At 47.3% G+C, this 17,443-nt stretch carries 13 protein-coding genes, 3 tRNA genes and 2 rRNA genes; 12 read left to right on the plus strand and 6 right to left on the minus strand.

The genetic code is table 11. From position 1 onward, the window contains the following. Positions 1-10: 10 nt before the first annotated feature. Positions 11-928 (minus strand): glycine--tRNA ligase subunit alpha, encoded by a 918-nt coding sequence (glyQ, locus tag ACHFJ9_RS08095; RefSeq protein WP_047010271.1) that lies wholly within the window; start codon positions 926-928, stop codon positions 11-13. Between the two features lie 178 nt (positions 929-1,106). Continuing rightward, on the minus strand, positions 1,107-1,250 hold the full coding sequence (locus tag ACHFJ9_RS08100; protein WP_012841258.1) for a hypothetical protein: 144 nt from the start codon (positions 1,248-1,250) through the stop codon (positions 1,107-1,109). A 162-nt stretch (positions 1,251-1,412) separates the two neighbouring features. On the opposite strand from ACHFJ9_RS08100, the gene ACHFJ9_RS08105 reads away from it, so the two are divergent. Then, positions 1,413-1,967 carry a TMEM165/GDT1 family protein gene (locus ACHFJ9_RS08105; RefSeq protein ID WP_012841256.1) on the plus strand — a complete coding sequence of 185 codons (555 nt, stop codon included), beginning with the start codon at positions 1,413-1,415 and terminating at the stop codon, positions 1,965-1,967. A gap of 206 nt (positions 1,968-2,173) precedes the next feature. Continuing rightward, entirely contained in the window at positions 2,174-2,434 is a 261-nt protein-coding gene (locus ACHFJ9_RS08110; protein WP_031780377.1) for a hypothetical protein, read from the plus strand. A 42-nt stretch (positions 2,435-2,476) separates the two neighbouring features. Here ACHFJ9_RS08110 and tusA read toward each other — a convergent pair whose 3' ends face one another. Further along, positions 2,477-2,725: a sulfurtransferase TusA gene (gene tusA, locus ACHFJ9_RS08115; RefSeq protein WP_005394130.1), complete on the minus strand. Its 249-nt coding sequence runs from the start codon at positions 2,723-2,725 to the stop codon at positions 2,477-2,479. A gap of 133 nt (positions 2,726-2,858) precedes the next feature. Here tusA and ACHFJ9_RS08120 point away from each other — a divergent pair, with 133 nt between their 5' ends. Together ACHFJ9_RS08120 and ACHFJ9_RS08125 are read left to right on the plus strand one after the other, a co-directional pair. After that, a complete protein-coding gene (locus ACHFJ9_RS08120; protein WP_005394131.1) occupies positions 2,859-3,041 on the plus strand; it encodes a hypothetical protein in 183 nt (60 codons plus the stop codon). Positions 3,042-3,207: 166 nt separating this feature from the next. Continuing rightward, a complete protein-coding gene (locus ACHFJ9_RS08125) occupies positions 3,208-4,152 on the plus strand; it encodes a LysR family transcriptional regulator (protein ID WP_124008251.1) in 945 nt (314 codons plus the stop codon). Between the two features lie 51 nt (positions 4,153-4,203). Here ACHFJ9_RS08125 and ACHFJ9_RS08130 read toward each other — a convergent pair whose 3' ends face one another. The 3 genes from ACHFJ9_RS08130 to fadB all read right to left on the minus strand — a co-directional run bounded on the left by ACHFJ9_RS08130 (position 4,204) and on the right by fadB (position 8,827). Continuing rightward, on the minus strand, positions 4,204-5,184 hold the full coding sequence (locus ACHFJ9_RS08130; protein WP_085344399.1) for an MDR family oxidoreductase: 981 nt from the start codon (positions 5,182-5,184) through the stop codon (positions 4,204-4,206). 281 nt (positions 5,185-5,465) lie between these two features. After that, entirely contained in the window at positions 5,466-6,641 is a 1,176-nt protein-coding gene (gene fadA, locus ACHFJ9_RS08135) for an acetyl-CoA C-acyltransferase FadA (protein WP_124008250.1), read from the minus strand. A 14-nt stretch (positions 6,642-6,655) separates the two neighbouring features. Then, on the minus strand, positions 6,656-8,827 hold the full coding sequence (fadB, locus tag ACHFJ9_RS08140) for a fatty acid oxidation complex subunit alpha FadB (RefSeq protein ID WP_395356444.1): 2,172 nt from the start codon (positions 8,825-8,827) through the stop codon (positions 6,656-6,658). Positions 8,828-9,088: 261 nt separating this feature from the next. Between fadB and ACHFJ9_RS08145 the strand changes: the two genes are divergently transcribed. The 8 genes from ACHFJ9_RS08145 (at position 9,089) to ACHFJ9_RS08180 (ending at position 17,357) form a co-directional block, all read left to right on the plus strand. After that, on the plus strand, positions 9,089-9,712 hold the full coding sequence (locus tag ACHFJ9_RS08145) for a YigZ family protein (protein WP_074190073.1): 624 nt from the start codon (positions 9,089-9,091) through the stop codon (positions 9,710-9,712). Between the two features lie 46 nt (positions 9,713-9,758). After that, positions 9,759-11,216, plus strand: a complete 1,458-nt coding sequence (locus ACHFJ9_RS08150; RefSeq protein ID WP_006743175.1) for a TrkH family potassium uptake protein — start codon at positions 9,759-9,761, stop codon at positions 11,214-11,216. Between the two features lie 9 nt (positions 11,217-11,225). After that, positions 11,226-11,753 carry a menaquinone-dependent protoporphyrinogen IX dehydrogenase gene (gene hemG, locus ACHFJ9_RS08155; protein ID WP_395356447.1) on the plus strand — a complete coding sequence of 176 codons (528 nt, stop codon included), beginning with the start codon at positions 11,226-11,228 and terminating at the stop codon, positions 11,751-11,753. Between the two features lie 455 nt (positions 11,754-12,208). Then, positions 12,209-13,761, plus strand: a 16S ribosomal RNA gene (locus tag ACHFJ9_RS08160). Between the two features lie 90 nt (positions 13,762-13,851). Continuing rightward, positions 13,852-13,927: transfer RNA gene (locus ACHFJ9_RS08165), tRNA-Glu, on the plus strand. A 2-nt stretch (positions 13,928-13,929) separates the two neighbouring features. Continuing rightward, positions 13,930-14,005, plus strand: a tRNA-Lys gene (locus ACHFJ9_RS08170). Positions 14,006-14,033: 28 nt separating this feature from the next. Continuing rightward, positions 14,034-14,109: transfer RNA gene (locus ACHFJ9_RS08175), tRNA-Val, on the plus strand. Positions 14,110-14,467: 358 nt separating this feature from the next. Then, a 23S ribosomal RNA gene (locus ACHFJ9_RS08180) occupies positions 14,468-17,357 on the plus strand. Together the 16S and 23S rRNA genes with 3 tRNA genes alongside form the textbook arrangement of a ribosomal RNA operon. Positions 17,358-17,443: the final 86 nt, after the last annotated feature.

Below are 17,443 nucleotides of genomic sequence, written 5' to 3' on the forward strand. Positions count from 1 at the left end.
ACTCTACCCCTTACGCTTGTTCTTTCTTACACATTGGGAAGCCAAGAGCTTCACGCGATGCGTAGTATGCTTCTGCTACTGACTTAGTCAGATCGCGAATGCGCAGGATGTAACGCTGACGCTCAGTTACTGAGATCGCTTTACGCGCGTCTAGTAGGTTGAATGCGTGACCAGCTTTTAGAATGCGCTCGTAAGCAGGTAATGGCAGTGGCTTTTCAAGCTCAAGCAACTCTTTACACTCTTTCTCACACTGCTCGAAGAAACCAAATAGGAATTCAACGTCTGCGTGCTCGAAGTTGTAAGTCGATTGCTCTACTTCGTTTTGGTGGAAGATATCACCGTAAGTCACCTTGTTGCCGTCTGGCGCGATGTTCCAAACTAGGTCGTAAACCGAGTCTACTTCTTGGATGTACATTGCTAGACGCTCGATACCGTAAGTGATTTCGCCAGTGACTGGTTTACACTCAAGGCCGCCAACTTGTTGGAAGTAAGTAAACTGAGTCACTTCCATGCCGTTTAGCCAAACTTCCCAGCCTAGACCCCATGCGCCTAGTGTTGGGTTTTCCCAGTTGTCTTCTACGAAACGGATGTCGTGTACAAGAGGGTCAATACCAAGAACTTCAAGGGAGCCAAGGTACAACTCTTGAATATTGTCAGGCGATGGTTTTAGCGCTACTTGGAATTGGTAGTAGTGCTGAAGACGGTTAGGGTTTTCACCGTAACGGCCATCAGTAGGACGACGTGAAGGTTGTACGTAAGCTGTCGACATTGGCTCTGGGCCAAGCGCTCGTAGACAGGTCATTGGGTGAGAGGTACCCGCACCCACTTCCATATCTAGCGGTTGAACAATGGTACAACCATTTTGAGCCCAATAATCCTGCAGCGCGAGGATCATTCCCTGGAAGGTTTTGATATCGTATTTTTGCATAAGTCAGGTTCGCGCGATTCTCTTGTTACTCGTTAATTCGTCATCTATGCCGAGTTTTTCAACTCTAACAACGGCGATAAAGAGTAATTACGGTTGAATAAATTAACAATCTAGTATAACCAGATATTGAGCATGGGAGTAGAGCTAATCTTGATTAATTCGTGGGCGATTTTCTCCTTTAATGAATTTTTACCGCGTTATCTGCTGTATTTTTCTTAAAAGGGAGTTTTTGCCTGCTTTGGCTCTTGAGAAGCGCAACAAAGGTGGCTAGAATTGCGCCTGTCTTTGGGGAGTAGCTTACCTGATGAAGTTTCTGTTTCATCTGGTTCGTCCGTCAACATAATTGGTGCAAAATCACCATGGCGTTCGAGACTTGAAGCCTTTCAAGTTTAGCAAGACCTTAGACAAATCATCACGAACCGGGGTAGGGGCGTGAGGTTTGTCTTTGGTTAAATATAATAATCCCTGCCCCAATGAGCATGTCGTGAGCGTTTTAGCTATTTCAATTACTACTGTAGCGTTAGCAGAAATTGGCGATAAGACCCAATTGCTATCTCTATTACTCGCAAGTCGTTACCGCAAACCAATCCCAATTATTGCAGCAATCTTTTTGGCAACTATTGCCAACCACGCTTTGGCTGCATGGTTAGGTGTGGTTGTCGCTGACTATTTATCACCTGATATTTTAAAGTGGGTGCTGGTGGTCAGTTTTGTCGCGATGGCGGCTTGGGTGTTGATTCCTGATAAGTTGGATGATGACGAACAGATTTCAAACCGAGGTCCTTTCATTGCCAGCTTTATTGCTTTCTTTGTGGCTGAGATTGGTGATAAAACTCAGATCGCCACTTCTATCCTAGGCGCGCAATACGCGGATGCGCTGAGTTGGGTCATACTTGGCACGACCATTGGTATGTTGTTGGCTAACGTGCCTGTGGTGTTAATTGGTAAGCTTTCAGCAGACAAGATGCCCCTGGGGTTGATTCGTAAAGTCACCGCTATTTTGTTCGTGTTGTTGGCGATTGGTGCGGCCTTCTTTTAATGTTTTTAGGCGGATAACGCAGCCTGAAAATGGAAAATGTTATCCGCGAACAATCGTTAAAATGATGCAAATAATCAATAACTAGCGAATTAGTGGCGTAGCTCAAACTCTGACTTAAAATCGCTCCGTAGCGTGACGGATGACATATTAGTGTCATACTTGTCATGGTAGTTTAATGGTGTGAATGATAGCGAGAGGGCAAGTTTATGCTTACACGTTACATGGGGATGACCCCAAAGAGTCAGAGTTATTTATTCACCTTTGGTTTGGCGCTGTGCTTGTTAGCGATGGTACTGACTGATATGTGGTTGCCGATTGTGGCAGGATCGTTCGTTCTTACTGGATTAACAGTAGAGGCGTGGATTCGCGTAGCCCACATCATTCCTATGCATGAAGAGATGCGGGCAATGAAAAAACAACTCAACAAGCTCCAATCAGAAGTTCGCACACTCGAATACGATGAATAAACAAACGGCAGCCAATCGGCTGCCGTTTTTAATTCGACCAGATTACTCCAATCCTTTCTTGATCAGGTACTGATACGGAACTTGCTCCGTTTGTGCTGCAATTAATTGGTGATCCATAAAACGGCAGAAACTCGGAATGTCTCGAGTCGTGGATGGGTCATCTGCTTTGACCAGCAAAATCTCACCATCTTGCATGTTGCGAATTGTCTTCCTGACCATCATCACTGGCTCTGGGCAGCGCAGTCCTTCCGCCTCTAATGTCTTTGTTGCCAGTTCAGGATTAAAGCTCATAGTGTGATTCTCGTAACTAACTTAGCGGTGAATTCTACGTTCGTTGAAAAAATATTCAATAACCACTTGGCAAACGGAATTTTTTGTTTTACCTTAAATTAACAATTTGGTAACAACTGGCAAGGGAGAGGCAATGTTAACAGCGTTAGACAGACTTACGATTTACTCCGTACTTTGTTTTATCTCGTTTTGTGCTTTGGTACTCAGAACGCCAGCTGACACCTCTTTGATGCCTCTTGTAGGCATGGTTGCCACTATTATTGGGATTTGGATCGAGATGCGCAAATGGTCAGGTGCATCTGAGCAAGAAAATTAGCGCTTTTTGCTTCGATCAGAATACTTTAATAACGCTCACCTATTTTTACCGACACTTCATTCCGACACTATCCCCATTTTTCTTGGGCTTCCCCGCTGAAAGGCGGGATTTTTTTTGCCTGAAGAGTACAATTTACCCAAACACATACAAAATAAGTGGCTAATTCGTGGAACTGGAAGACATCTATCGCCGAGATTTAAATTTACTGGTTGCGTTGCGAGTACTGATAGAAGAAAACAGTGTCAGTAAGGCGGCAACACGTCTGAATTTGAGTCAATCGGCAATGAGTCGTGTGCTTGGTCGTCTGCGTGACTTATTGGGAGACCCGCTGTTTACTCGTCAGGGGCAGCATTTGATCCCAACTCAGAAAGCGTTAGAGATCGATGGCTCATTAGGCGAGCCATTAGAGTCTTTACGTCAGTTGTTATCTCCGGTTGAGTTTGACCCATTGCAATGCGTACAGACTTTCAACATCGTGACCACCGACTATGCCATGCAAACGATCTTACCGTTCGCTTTGCCGAGAATTTACCAAGAAGCGCCAAATGTGTCTTTTAACTTCTTACCACTGCAACACGACCGTTTATCAGATCAGCTCACTTATGAAGGTGCAGACTTAGCGATTTGTCGCCCGACAGGTCCGGTGGAGCCGCTACGCAGTGAAGTGTTGGGGCGAGTGGGGGTGCTGTGTATGCTTTCAAAACAGCATCCATTAGCGGATAAAGAAATGAGCTTGGATGATTATCTGAGTCATCCACATGCCATGATCGCCATCAGTGATGGTGTTAAGGCACTGATCGAACAAGCTTTGATGGAGAAACCTAAGCGTAAAATGGTTCTGCGGGCTTATCATTTAGAAGCCGCATTGGCGATCATGGATACCTTGCCAATTATCATCACAGTGCCAGCGGACTTGGCGTATCTGGTTGCCGAGCGTTATGACTTGGTGGTGAAACCATTACCATTCCAATTTACTCCATTTGAATACTCGATGATTTGGCATGCGCGTTGCGAGCATTCCCCTGCTCAAGAATGGTTAAGAACGATTGTGCGTGAAGAATGTAGCCGTCTAATAGCTAAGCGTATCGAAGATATGGGACTAAACTGCTAACAAAAAGAGCCAGCAATGCCGGCTCTTCGTCTGTTTACGCTGAGTCAGTGTTTATAGCTTGATAACCACACGACCTGTTACTTGACCGTTGGTGATGTCTTCTGCGTATTTTGGTGCTTCTGCTAGTTCTACTTCAGTACATGCTTGCTCGAAATAGCTGTCTGGTAGTAGTTCAACCAGTTTTTCCCATGCTGCGATGCGTTTCTCTGTTGGACACATTACTGAGTCCACACCTTGTAGACGAACGTTACGTAGGATGAACGGCATCACTGTAGTTGGTAGATCAAAACCACCTGCAAGACCACAAGCGGCGACTGCACTGTTGTAATCCATTTGCGCCAGTACTTTTGCTAGTACTTTGCTGCCGACGGTATCTACCGCACCTGCCCATACTTGCTTTTCAAGTGGACGTGCTGGTTCCTCAAATTCAGTACGGTCGATGATGCGGCTAGCACCTAGTTTTTCAAGTAGCGGGCCGTTTGTCTCTACACGTCCTGTCACTGCAGCAACTTTGTAGCCAAGCTGTGCTAGGAGCGTTACTGCAACCGAGCCTACGCCGCCACTTGCGCCCGTTACTAGGATTTCACCAGCTTCAGGTTTGATGCCTGCATCAAGCAGTGCTTGAACACATAGCATACCAGTGAAGCCAGCAGTACCAACCATCATTGCTTTCTTGCTGTCTAGACCTTTTGGTAGTGGCACGAGCCAATCCGCTTTTAGACGAGCACGTTGAGCCATGCCACCCCAATGGTTTTCACCCACGCCCCAGCCAGTTAAGACCACTTTGTCACCAGCTTGGTAACGCGAATCTTCAGAACTTACAACCGTACCCGCTAGATCAATGCCAGGTACCATCGGGAAGTTACGGATGATTTTACCTTTACCTGTGATCGCCAAACCATCTTTGTAATTCAACGATGAGTAATCGACTTCAACCAGAACGTCACCTTCCGGCAGTTGTGTTTCATCGATTTGCTCGATACTAGCGATAGTGCGTTTGTCTTCTTGGTTTAGAACTAGAGCATTAAACATAAGGTTCTCCGAAATTGCGTTAGCGTGACTCAGTTGCCACATACAGCAAGATATTAACTGTCTATAAGTCTATGTCTTCTCTATCTATGAATAAAATGAAAGTTACTCATTTTATGTATGCTTTGTATGCATATTTACTGTGTTTGGCGTAAAATAAAGGGCGACATCTGATGTCGCCCTTAAGTGTAATACTAAATTATTTTAGTATTTATTCATTTCATGCTGGTTGTTGAGTAGATCACTACGACCATCGTCGTTTTGAGCCTACTTCACTCAAAGCGTTAAGGCCTCTCAAATACGGTCGCTATACCCTGACCCAAACCGATACACATGGTGGCTAGACCGTATTTCGCGTCTTTCGCTTCCATTAGGTTGATCAACGTTGTTGAGATGCGTGAACCAGAACAGCCTAATGGATGACCTAATGCAATCGCACCACCGTTAAGGTTGACCTTCTCATCCATCACATCAAGCAGACCTAAGTCTTTAGCACACGGCAGAGACTGCGCTGCAAATGCTTCATTTAGCTCTACCACATCCATGTCTTCAATTGAAAGGCCAGCACGCTTGAGCGCTTTTTGCGTCGCCGGTACCGGACCGTAACCCATGATGGATGGATCGCAACCTGCGATCGCCATGCCCTTAATACGTGCGCGAATTTTCAAGCCAAGCTCATTGGCTTTCTCTTCGCTCATGATCAGCATCGCTGATGCGCCATCAGACAGCGCTGATGATGTACCGGCTGTTACTGTGCCGTTTGCTGGGTCAAACACAGGACGAAGCTGAGACAGACCTTCAACTGTTGTCTCTGGACGAATCACTTCATCATAGTCGAGAGTAAACAGTGTACCGTCAGCCGCATGGCCTTCAATTGGTAGGATTTCGTTTTTAAAGCGACCCTCTACGGTTGCTGCGTGCGCACGAGCGTGAGAGCGCGCGGCAAACTCGTCTTGTTGCTCACGACTAATGCCATGTAATTTACCAAGCATTTCAGCCGTTAAGCCCATCATGCCCGCAGCTTTTGCTACGTTCTTTGACATACCAGGGTGAAAGTCTACACCGTGGTTCATTGGCACATGCCCCATGTGCTCAACGCCACCAATTAGGCAGATTTCAGCATCGCCAGTCATGATCGCACGTGTACCGTCATGCAGCGCTTGCATGGATGAGCCACACAAACGGTTAACAGTTACAGCGCCAATTTCAATCGGCAGGCCCGCGAGTAGCGCGGCATTACGTGCAACGTTAAAGCCTTGCTCTAGTGTTTGCTGTACACAGCCCCAGTAGATGTCTTCAATCTCGCTTGGGTTCACTTGTGGGTTACGTGCAAGAATACCTTTCATTAGACGCGCAGATAGATCTTCTGCTCGTGTATGACGGAAAGCACCACCTTTAGAGCGACCCATTGGAGTACGTAGACAATCGACTACGACAACATTTCTTGTTTGATTAGTCATTTTAGAATCCCTCCTTAGATAGAACCTTGCTGTTGTGCACCGTAAAAGCTTTCACCTTTCGCCGCCATATCAATCAGCATTTGCGGTACTTGGTACATCGCACCTAGCTCGGCGTGTTGTTTTGCCATTTCAACGTATTCAGCAATACCCACGCTGTCTAGATAGCGGAATACGCCACCGCGGAATGGAGGGAAACCAAGACCATAAACCAATGCCATGTCTGCTTCCTGCGGAGTCGCGATGATGCCTTCTTGAAGGCACAGCACCACTTCGTTGATCATTGGAATCATCATACGTTGAATGATGGTCTCATCGTCAAAGTCATGCTTATCGGCACAAACGTCAGCAAGTACTGGTAAGATCGCTTCTGAGAAGGTTTTCTTCGGCTTACCTTTTTTATCTATGGTGTAGCTGTAGAAGCCATTACCATTTTTCTGACCATATTTGTCTGCTTCGAATAGTGCATCAATCGCATCACGACCTTGTTTACCCATACGCTCAGGGAAACCCTCTGCCATCACAGCTTGTGCGTGGTGCGCGGTATCAATGCCGACTACATCAAGCAAGTACGCCGGTCCCATCGGCCAGCCAAACTTACGCTCCATGACTTTGTCGATTTTCGTAAAGTCAGCACCATCACGAAGTAGCATGCTGAAGCCGCCAAAGTATGGGAACAATACGCGGTTAACGAAGAACCCCGGGCAGTCATTAACGACAATTGGTGATTTGCCCATTTTCGCAGCATACGCCACAACACGATTGATGGTTTCATCAGAGGTGTGCTCACCACGGATGATCTCAACAAGAGGCATACGATGCACTGGGTTGAAGAAGTGCATACCACAGAAGTTTTCTGGGCGTTTTAGTGATTTTGCCAATAGGTTGATAGGAATCGTCGAGGTGTTTGAGGTGATAACGGTGTCGTCACCGACATGGGACTCAACTTCACTCAAAACTGCTGCTTTTACTTTCGGGTTTTCAACGACAGCTTCAACAATCACATCAGAGTTTTCAATACCTGCGTAATGTAGGCTCGGTGTGATTGACGCTAAAATACCTGCCATCTTAAAGCCGTCAATGCGACCGCGAGATAAGCGTTTATTTAGCAGCTTAGATGCTTCAGTCATGCCTAGGTCGAGCGACGCTTGCGCGATGTCTTTCATTAAGACAGGCACACCTTTTAGCGCTGATTGGTAAGCAATGCCGCCACCCATGATTCCTGCACCTAACACGGCTGCACGTTGCGTGTCTTTACTTGCTGACTTCGCTGCTTTTTTCGCAATGCCTTTGATGTATTGATCATTAAGGAATAGGCCAACGAGTGATTTTGCTTCTTCCGATTTAGCCAATTTCACGAAGTGCTTACGTTCAATGTCTAACGCTTCATTACGTGCAAAGCGAGCACCTTCTTCAATCGTGATAACGGCTGTCATTGGGGCAGGGTAATGAGGACCTGCTTTTTGTGCCACCAGACCCTTCGCCATGGTGAAGCTCATCATTGATTCAAGCTTACTCAGCGTTAGCGGAGATGTTTTCTGTGCTCGGCGTGCTTGCCAGTCAAGTTTCTCGTTAATTGCAGAGTTCAGCGTTTGTAGTGCCGATTTGTATAAAGCATCAGTCTCTACAACAGCATCGAGTAAGCCAATTTTCAATGCTTCATCAGCTCGGCATGCTTTACCTTGGGTGATGATTTCCATTGCGCTGTCTGCGCCAATAACGCGAGGTAAGCGTACACAACCACCAAAGCCTGGCATGATTCCCAGTTTCGTTTCTGGTAGGCCGATGCTGGTGGTTTTGTCACCAATACGCATGTCTGTTGCTAGTACACATTCACAACCGCCACCAAGAGCGTGGCCTTTGATCACTGAGATGGTCGGAACGGGTAAGTCTTCTAATTTGTTAAAGATGCTATTAGCAAATTGCAGCCATTGGTCGAGATCGGCATCCGTTTTAGCAAACAGACCTAAAAACTCGGTAATGTCTGCGCCTACAATGAATGCGTCTTTATCTGAAGTGAGCAACAACCCCTTGAGGCCTTGATGGGCAATGAGCGCATCAAGAGCTTTATCTAGCGATTCCAATGTCGCTAGGTCGAGTTTGTTGACGGATTTTGGAGAGCAGAAGCTTAGCTCTGCAATACCATCTTGTATTTCCTTTACCTGTAGGGTTTCGGCTTGGTAAATCATTGTCTATCTCCATGACATACAATCGTGGATTGTCTGTATACCTATTTCAACGACGCCGTGTACCTCGGCAAATAGGTATCGAGGAAGTCGTTTTATTTTTGTTCTGGTTTGACCAGTAAAGTTAGTTTGGATCGTGGATTGTCTAATTTCAATACATTTTTTAAACAAGTGTTTAACATTGTGCGCTGTGGCAGATCTTATGCGACGGGTAAATCACACTCGTGATAGACTTCAGGCAAATAGACCTGAATCCATAATCCTATGAATGACAAGCCTTATCTGATTCCAGCAGAGCTCGCTCAATTTGAAGAAGAAATTAAAAAGAGCGTATTCATTACTTATTTGGCGCACACGCCAAGTATCGAAGCTGCAAAAGCATTTGTTGATCAAATCAAAGCTAAACACGCTGATGCTAGACATAACTGTTGGGGCTTTGTTGCTGGTCGCCCGGAAGATTCAATGAAATGGGGTTTTAGTGATGATGGGGAGCCATCCGGAACTGCAGGCAAACCGATCCTGGCGCAGCTGTCTGGATCTGGTGTGGGGGAGATCACGGCAGTGGTCACGCGATACTCTGGTGGAATCAAGTTAGGTACAGGCGGCTTGGTTAAAGCGTATGGGGGTGGAGTACAACAAGCGCTCAAGCTGCTTCAAACTATTGAGAAAAAAATAACCACAAAGCTCAGACTAACGTTAGACTATGGGTTTATGCCGATCGCACAGTCAATCATGCCGCAATTTGGTGCGATAGAAGTCGAGGCTGAATACAGCGATCAGGTCGTATTAGTGGTGGAAATTGAGCTTCGAGAAGTGAGCGCGTTTACCCAAGCAATCATCAATAAAAGCGGGGCAAAGGCAATTGTCACTCCGCTAGACGGACAATAATGAAAAACAGGAAGCAACAGGGACAGCTTCGCTAGTCAATTTATCCATGCAATTTCGTTCAATTATTCGAATCGTCGGGCTACTGCTCGCACTCTTTAGTGTCACTATGCTTGCGCCAGCACTCGTTGCGCTGATCTATCGAGATGGTGCAGGTGTGCCTTTTGTCACGACATTTTTTGTTCTGCTGTTTTGTGGGGCCGTTTGTTGGTACCCAAACCGCAGGTATAAGCACGAGCTTAAAGCTCGAGATGGCTTTCTTATTGTCGTCTTATTCTGGACAGTACTTGGCAGTGCAGGCTCGATCCCCTTTCTCATTGCTGACAACCCGAACGTCTCAGTCACAGATGCGTTTTTTGAATCGTTTTCTGCTCTCACTACGACCGGGGCGACCGTTATTGTTGGTTTGGATGAGTTACCTAAAGCGATTCTATTCTATCGACAGTTACTGCAGTGGTTCGGAGGTATGGGAATCATCGTATTAGCTGTGGCGATTTTGCCAGTACTTGGCATTGGTGGTATGCAGCTTTACCGCGCCGAGATCCCTGGTCCAGTCAAGGACACTAAAGTGACGCCGCGCATAGCAGAAACTGCTAAGGCGCTTTGGTACATCTATTTGAGCCTGACTATCGCCTGTGCATCGGCTTTTTGGTTAGCTGGTATGACGCCATTTGACGCCATCAGTCACAGCTTTTCCACCATTGCCATTGGTGGCTTTTCTACCCACGATGCCAGCATCGGATACTTTGATAGTTACGCGATTAACCTGATTACGGTGGTTTTTCTGCTTATATCTGCATGTAACTACACGCTGCACTTTGCTGCATTTGCATCAGGTGGCGTACATCCCAAGTATTACTGGAAAGATCCTGAGTTTCGCGCCTTCTTGTTTATTCAAGTGCTGCTATTTGTCATTTGCTTTCTATTATTACTGAAACATCACTCTTACACATCGACATACGATGCTTTCGATCAGGCACTTTTCCAAACCGTGTCAATTTCGACAACTGCGGGCTTTACGACGACAGGTTTTGCGGATTGGCCGCTCTTCTTACCTGTGCTGTTATTGTTCTCTTCCTTTATAGGTGGTTGTGCTGGTTCAACAGGCGGCGGCATGAAAGTGATCCGTATCTTGCTTCTTACCCTACAAGGTGCGCGTGAACTAAAACGTTTAGTCCATCCACGCGCGGTTTACACCATCAAAGTCGGTGGTAGTGCTCTGCCGCAACGTGTTGTCGATGCGGTTTGGGGTTTCTTCTCCGCATACGCATTGGTATTTGTGGTTTGTATGTTGGGCTTGATTGCTACAGGGATGGACGAGCTCAGTGCATTCTCTGCGGTGGCTGCAACTCTGAACAACCTCGGTCCAGGCCTGGGGGAAGTGGCGCTTCACTTTGGTGATGTTAACGACAAAGCAAAATGGGTATTGATAGTTTCTATGCTGTTTGGTCGTTTGGAAATCTTTACCTTACTTATTCTACTTACGCCGACGTTTTGGCGTAGCTAAGGGGAAATCGTGGCAAAAGCATTATTTCTATACTCTTCCCGCGAAGGGCAGACTAAAAAAATTCTCCACTATATAGATGAACAACTTCCAGACTTCGATTGTGAGCTGGTGGATTTACATAATGTCGAGACGATTGACTTCAGTCAATACGACAGAGTGTTGATAGGCGCCTCTATTCGTTATGGTCATCTTAATAAAAAGCTATACCAGTTTATTGAGCGAAATCTCAATAAATTGGAGCGAAATAAAGTGGCATTTTTCTGCGTAAACCTAACCGCTCGTAAAGAGGACCAAGGAAAGGATACACCTGAAGGTAGTGCTTACATTCGCAAGTTTCTAATTAAGTCGCCTTGGAAACCAACGCTAATCGGTGTTTTTGCTGGTGCACTTTATTACCCACGTTACAGCTGGTTCGACAGAACTATGATTAGGTTCATTATGTCGATGACAGGTGGCGAAACCGATACGACCAAAGAAGTGGAATACACCAATTGGGAAAAAGTGGCTCTTTTCGCAGATAAATTCAGAGAACTGTAGAAATAACGTGCTCTTTTGACCGCTTTTGATGCAAATTTATCCGAACGATAAAAAAATCAAAAAAAACGAGAAAAAGGGCTTGCCAATGTGATCGCAATCTCTATAATGCCACCTCGCTGACACGGCAACGCTTCGAAAGAAACGAAAGCCAAGTTAGCAAGCCAAATTAGCCAAGCGGAAACGCTTGAAAAAAGTTTGAAAAAAGTGATTGACACTAAACTTTAACTCGCTAAAATGGCCGTCCTGTTTTGAGCAAAGCTCAACAGGAAAAGCTCTTTAACAATATAGACCTATCAATCTGTGTGGGCACTCGTTGATGATAATCCAATTCGATACTTCGGTATCAAATTAGGTTTCAATGATACGAAGTGACCATTGAATCTTCGGATTCAGCACAGTCAATTCAAACATTACGTTATGTAATGTTCAGTATTCATTGAGCCGAACAAAATCTTAAATTGAAGAGTTTGATCATGGCTCAGATTGAACGCTGGCGGCAGGCCTAACACATGCAAGTCGAGCGGAAACGAGTTGTCTGAACCTTCGGGGAACGATAACGGCGTCGAGCGGCGGACGGGTGAGTAATGCCTAGGAAATTGCCCTGATGTGGGGGATAACCATTGGAAACGATGGCTAATACCGCATGATGCCTACGGGCCAAAGAGGGGGACCTTCGGGCCTCTCGCGTCAGGATATGCCTAGGTGGGATTAGCTAGTTGGTGAGGTAAGGGCTCACCAAGGCGACGATCCCTAGCTGGTCTGAGAGGATGATCAGCCACACTGGAACTGAGACACGGTCCAGACTCCTACGGGAGGCAGCAGTGGGGAATATTGCACAATGGGCGCAAGCCTGATGCAGCCATGCCGCGTGTATGAAGAAGGCCTTCGGGTTGTAAAGTACTTTCAGTCGTGAGGAAGGTGGTAGTGTTAATAGCACTATCATTTGACGTTAGCGACAGAAGAAGCACCGGCTAACTCCGTGCCAGCAGCCGCGGTAATACGGAGGGTGCGAGCGTTAATCGGAATTACTGGGCGTAAAGCGCATGCAGGTGGTTTGTTAAGTCAGATGTGAAAGCCCGGGGCTCAACCTCGGAATAGCATTTGAAACTGGCAGACTAGAGTACTGTAGAGGGGGGTAGAATTTCAGGTGTAGCGGTGAAATGCGTAGAGATCTGAAGGAATACCGGTGGCGAAGGCGGCCCCCTGGACAGATACTGACACTCAGATGCGAAAGCGTGGGGAGCAAACAGGATTAGATACCCTGGTAGTCCACGCCGTAAACGATGTCTACTTGGAGGTTGTGGCCTTGAGCCGTGGCTTTCGGAGCTAACGCGTTAAGTAGACCGCCTGGGGAGTACGGTCGCAAGATTAAAACTCAAATGAATTGACGGGGGCCCGCACAAGCGGTGGAGCATGTGGTTTAATTCGATGCAACGCGAAGAACCTTACCTACTCTTGACATCCAGAGAACTTTCCAGAGATGGATTGGTGCCTTCGGGAACTCTGAGACAGGTGCTGCATGGCTGTCGTCAGCTCGTGTTGTGAAATGTTGGGTTAAGTCCCGCAACGAGCGCAACCCTTATCCTTGTTTGCCAGCGAGTAATGTCGGGAACTCCAGGGAGACTGCCGGTGATAAACCGGAGGAAGGTGGGGACGACGTCAAGTCATCATGGCCCTTACGAGTAGGGCTACACACGTGCTACAATGGCGCATACAGAGGGCGGCCAACTTGCGAAAGTGAGCGAATCCCAAAAAGTGCGTCGTAGTCCGGATTGGAGTCTGCAACTCGACTCCATGAAGTCGGAATCGCTAGTAATCGTGGATCAGAATGCCACGGTGAATACGTTCCCGGGCCTTGTACACACCGCCCGTCACACCATGGGAGTGGGCTGCAAAAGAAGTAGGTAGTTTAACCTTCGGGGGGACGCTTACCACTTTGTGGTTCATGACTGGGGTGAAGTCGTAACAAGGTAGCGCTAGGGGAACCTGGCGCTGGATCACCTCCTTATACGATGATTATTGCGATGAGTGTTCACACAGATTGATACGGTTTATGAAGTTTAAGAGATAGAACATCCCCCAAGATGTTCAACTTAGTGTCCCGTTCGTCTAGAGGCCTAGGACACCGCCCTTTCACGGCGGTAACAGGGGTTCGACTCCCCTACGGGATACCATTGGGTCGTTAGCTCAGTTGGTAGAGCAGTTGACTTTTAATCAATTGGTCGCAGGTTCGAATCCTGCACGACCCACCATTTCCTTCCACGGAAATCAAAATAATGTGGGCGATTAGCTCAGTTGGGAGAGCACCTGCCTTACAAGCAGGGGGTCACTGGTTCGAGCCCGGTATCGCCCACCATTCTCTAAGTATTTTTGGAATAAAACGTCCAAACCAGAACAAGCAATTGATACTGGTTGGCATTTTTGACTCTGAAAGTCTTTAGAAAATGTAACTTCCTTGTGAAGAAACATAGCTCTTTAACAATTTGGAAAGCTGACAAAACAACAATTTATTGTTGTTTGTAAAGTTCTCAATGTTTATCGAAAGATAAACACCAAAAAACACATTCAAGTGTTCTTGGCTTTTTGTTTTCATTTTTTCTAAAAATGAAGGTAAAGAGATGAGTCCGGCAAAATCGAATGTCTCTCGCTCATTCAAATAATGAGAGACAACTTTGGTGATTTGATTATCAACTCGAAACTCCTTCGGGTTGTATGGTTAAGTGACTAAGCGTACACGGTGGATGCCTTGGCAGTCAGAGGCGATGAAGGACGTATTAACTTGCGATAAGCCCAGATTAGGTAGTAAAAACCACTTGAGTCTGGGATTTCCGAATGGGGAAACCCACTTGCATAAGCAAGTATCGTTATGTGAATACATAGCATAACGAGGCGAACCGGGGGAACTGAAACATCTAAGTACCCCGAGGAAAAGAAATCAACCGAGATTCCGAAAGTAGCGGCGAGCGAAATTGGACTAGCCCTTAAGCTTTATAGGCGTCAGGTGAACAAGCTGGAAAGCTTGGCGATACAGGGTGATAGCCCCGTAACTGACGACGCATATTCAGTGAAATCGAGTAGGGCGGGACACGTGATATCCTGTCTGAATATGGGGGGACCATCCTCCAAGGCTAAATACTACTGACTGACCGATAGTGAACCAGTACCGTGAGGGAAAGGCGAAAAGAACCCCTGTGAGGGGAGTGAAATAGAACCTGAAACCGTGTACGTACAAGCAGTAGGAGCAGGCTTTGTCCTGTGACTGCGTACCTTTTGTATAATGGGTCAGCGACTTATATTCAGTGGCAAGGTTAACCATCTAGGGGAGCCGTAGGGAAACCGAGTCTTAACTGGGCGTTCAGTCTCTGGATATAGACCCGAAACCAGGTGATCTAGCCATGGGCAGGTTGAAGGTTGAGTAACATCAACTGGAGGACCGAACCGACTAATGTTGAAAAATTAGCGGATGACTTGTGGCTAGGGGTGAAAGGCCAATCAAACCTGGAGATAGCTGGTTCTCCCCGAAAGCTATTTAGGTAGCGCCTCGGACGAATACTACTGGGGGTAGAGCACTGTTAAGGCTAGGGGGTCATCCCGACTTACCAACCCTTTGCAAACTCCGAATACCAGTAAGTACTATCCGGGAGACACACGGCGGGTGCTAACGTCCGTCGTGGAGAGGGAAACAACCCAGACCGCCAGCTAAGGTCCCAAATTACTACTAAGTGGGAAACGATGTGGGAAGGCTCAGACAGCCAGGATGTTGGCTTAGAAGCAGCCATCATTTAAAGAAAGCGTAATAGCTCACTGGTCGAGTCGGCCTGCGCGGAAGATGTAACGGGGCTAAGTAGTAAACCGAAGCTGCGGCAATACTCTTTGAGTATTGGGTAGGGGAGCGTTCTGTAAGCGGTTGAAGGTGTGTGGTAACGCATGCTGGACGTATCAGAAGTGCGAATGCTGACATGAGTAACGATAAAGGGGGTGAAAAACCTCCTCGCCGGAAGACCAAGGGTTCCTGTCCAACGTTAATCGGGGCAGGGTAAGTCGACCCCTAAGGCGAGGCCGAAAGGCGTAGTCGATGGGAAACGGGTTAATATTCCCGTACTTCTTACAATTGCGATGGGGGGACGGAGAAGGCTAGGTGGGCCTGGCGACGGTTGTCCAGGTTCAAGTGCGTAGGCTTGAGAGTTAGGTAAATCCGGCTCTCTTTAAGGCTGAGACACGACGTCGAGCATCTACGGATGTGAAGTCATTGATGCCATGCTTCCAGGAAAAGCCTCTAAGCTTCAGATTGTAAGGAATCGTACCCCAAACCGACACAGGTGGTCGGGTAGAGAATACCAAGGCGCTTGAGAGAACTCGGGTGAAGGAACTAGGCAAAATGGTACCGTAACTTCGGGAGAAGGTACGCTCTCGACGGTGAAGTCCCTCGCGGATGGAGCTATTGAGAGTCGCAGATACCAGGTGGCTGCAACTGTTTATTAAAAACACAGCACTGTGCAAAATCGCAAGATGACGTATACGGTGTGACGCCTGCCCGGTGCCGGAAGGTTAATTGATGGGGTTAGACTTCGGTCGAAGCTCTTGATCGAAGCCCCGGTAAACGGCGGCCGTAACTATAACGGTCCTAAGGTAGCGAAATTCCTTGTCGGGTAAGTTCCGACCTGCACGAATGGCGTAATGATGGCCACGCTGTCTCCACCCGAGACTCAGTGAAATTGAAATCGCTGTGAAGATGCAGTGTACCCGCGGCTAGACGGAAAGACCCCGTGAACCTTTACTACAGCTTGGCACTGAACATTGACCCTACATGTGTAGGATAGGTGGGAGGCTTTGAAGCGCAGTCGCTAGATTGCGTGGAGCCGTCCTTGAAATACCACCCTTGTAGTGTTGATGTTCTAACGTCGACCCCTCATCGGGGTTGCGGACAGTGCCTGGTGGGTAGTTTGACTGGGGCGGTCTCCTCCCAAAGCGTAACGGAGGAGCACGAAGGTGGGCTAATCACGGTTGGACATCGTGAGGTTAGTGCAATGGCATAAGCCCGCTTGACTGCGAGAATGACAATTCGAGCAGGTGCGAAAGCAGGTCATAGTGATCCGGTGGTTCTGAATGGAAGGGCCATCGCTCAACGGATAAAAGGTACTCCGGGGATAACAGGCTGATACCGCCCAAGAGTTCATATCGACGGCGGTGTTTGGCACCTCGATGTCGGCTCATCACATCCTGGGGCTGAAGTCGGTCCCAAGGGTATGGCTGTTCGCCATTTAAAGTGGTACGCGAGCTGGGTTTAGAACGTCGTGAGACAGTTCGGTCCCTATCTGCCGTGGGCGTTGGAGAATTGAAAGGGGCTGCTCCTAGTACGAGAGGACCGGAGTGGACGAACCTCTGGTGTTCGGGTTGTGTCGCCAGACGCATTGCCCGGTAGCTAAGTTCGGGATCGATAACCGCTGAAAGCATCTAAGCGGGAAGCGAGCCTTGAGATGAGTTCTCCCTGATACTTTAAGTATCCTAAAGGGTTGTCGTAGACTACGACGTTGATAGGCAGGGTGTGTAAGCGTTGTGAGGCGTTGAGCTAACCTGTACTAATTGCCCGTGAGGCTTAACCATACAACACCCAAGGGGTTTTGATGGACTCAATGAAAGAACATTGAATGTGTAAGAACGAGAATTAAGAAACAGCTTTCCGAATTAAA

This window comes from Vibrio sp. D3, from assembly GCF_043995865.1.
In the GTDB taxonomy this organism is placed as follows: Bacteria; Pseudomonadota; Gammaproteobacteria; order Enterobacterales; family Vibrionaceae; genus Vibrio; species Vibrio diabolicus.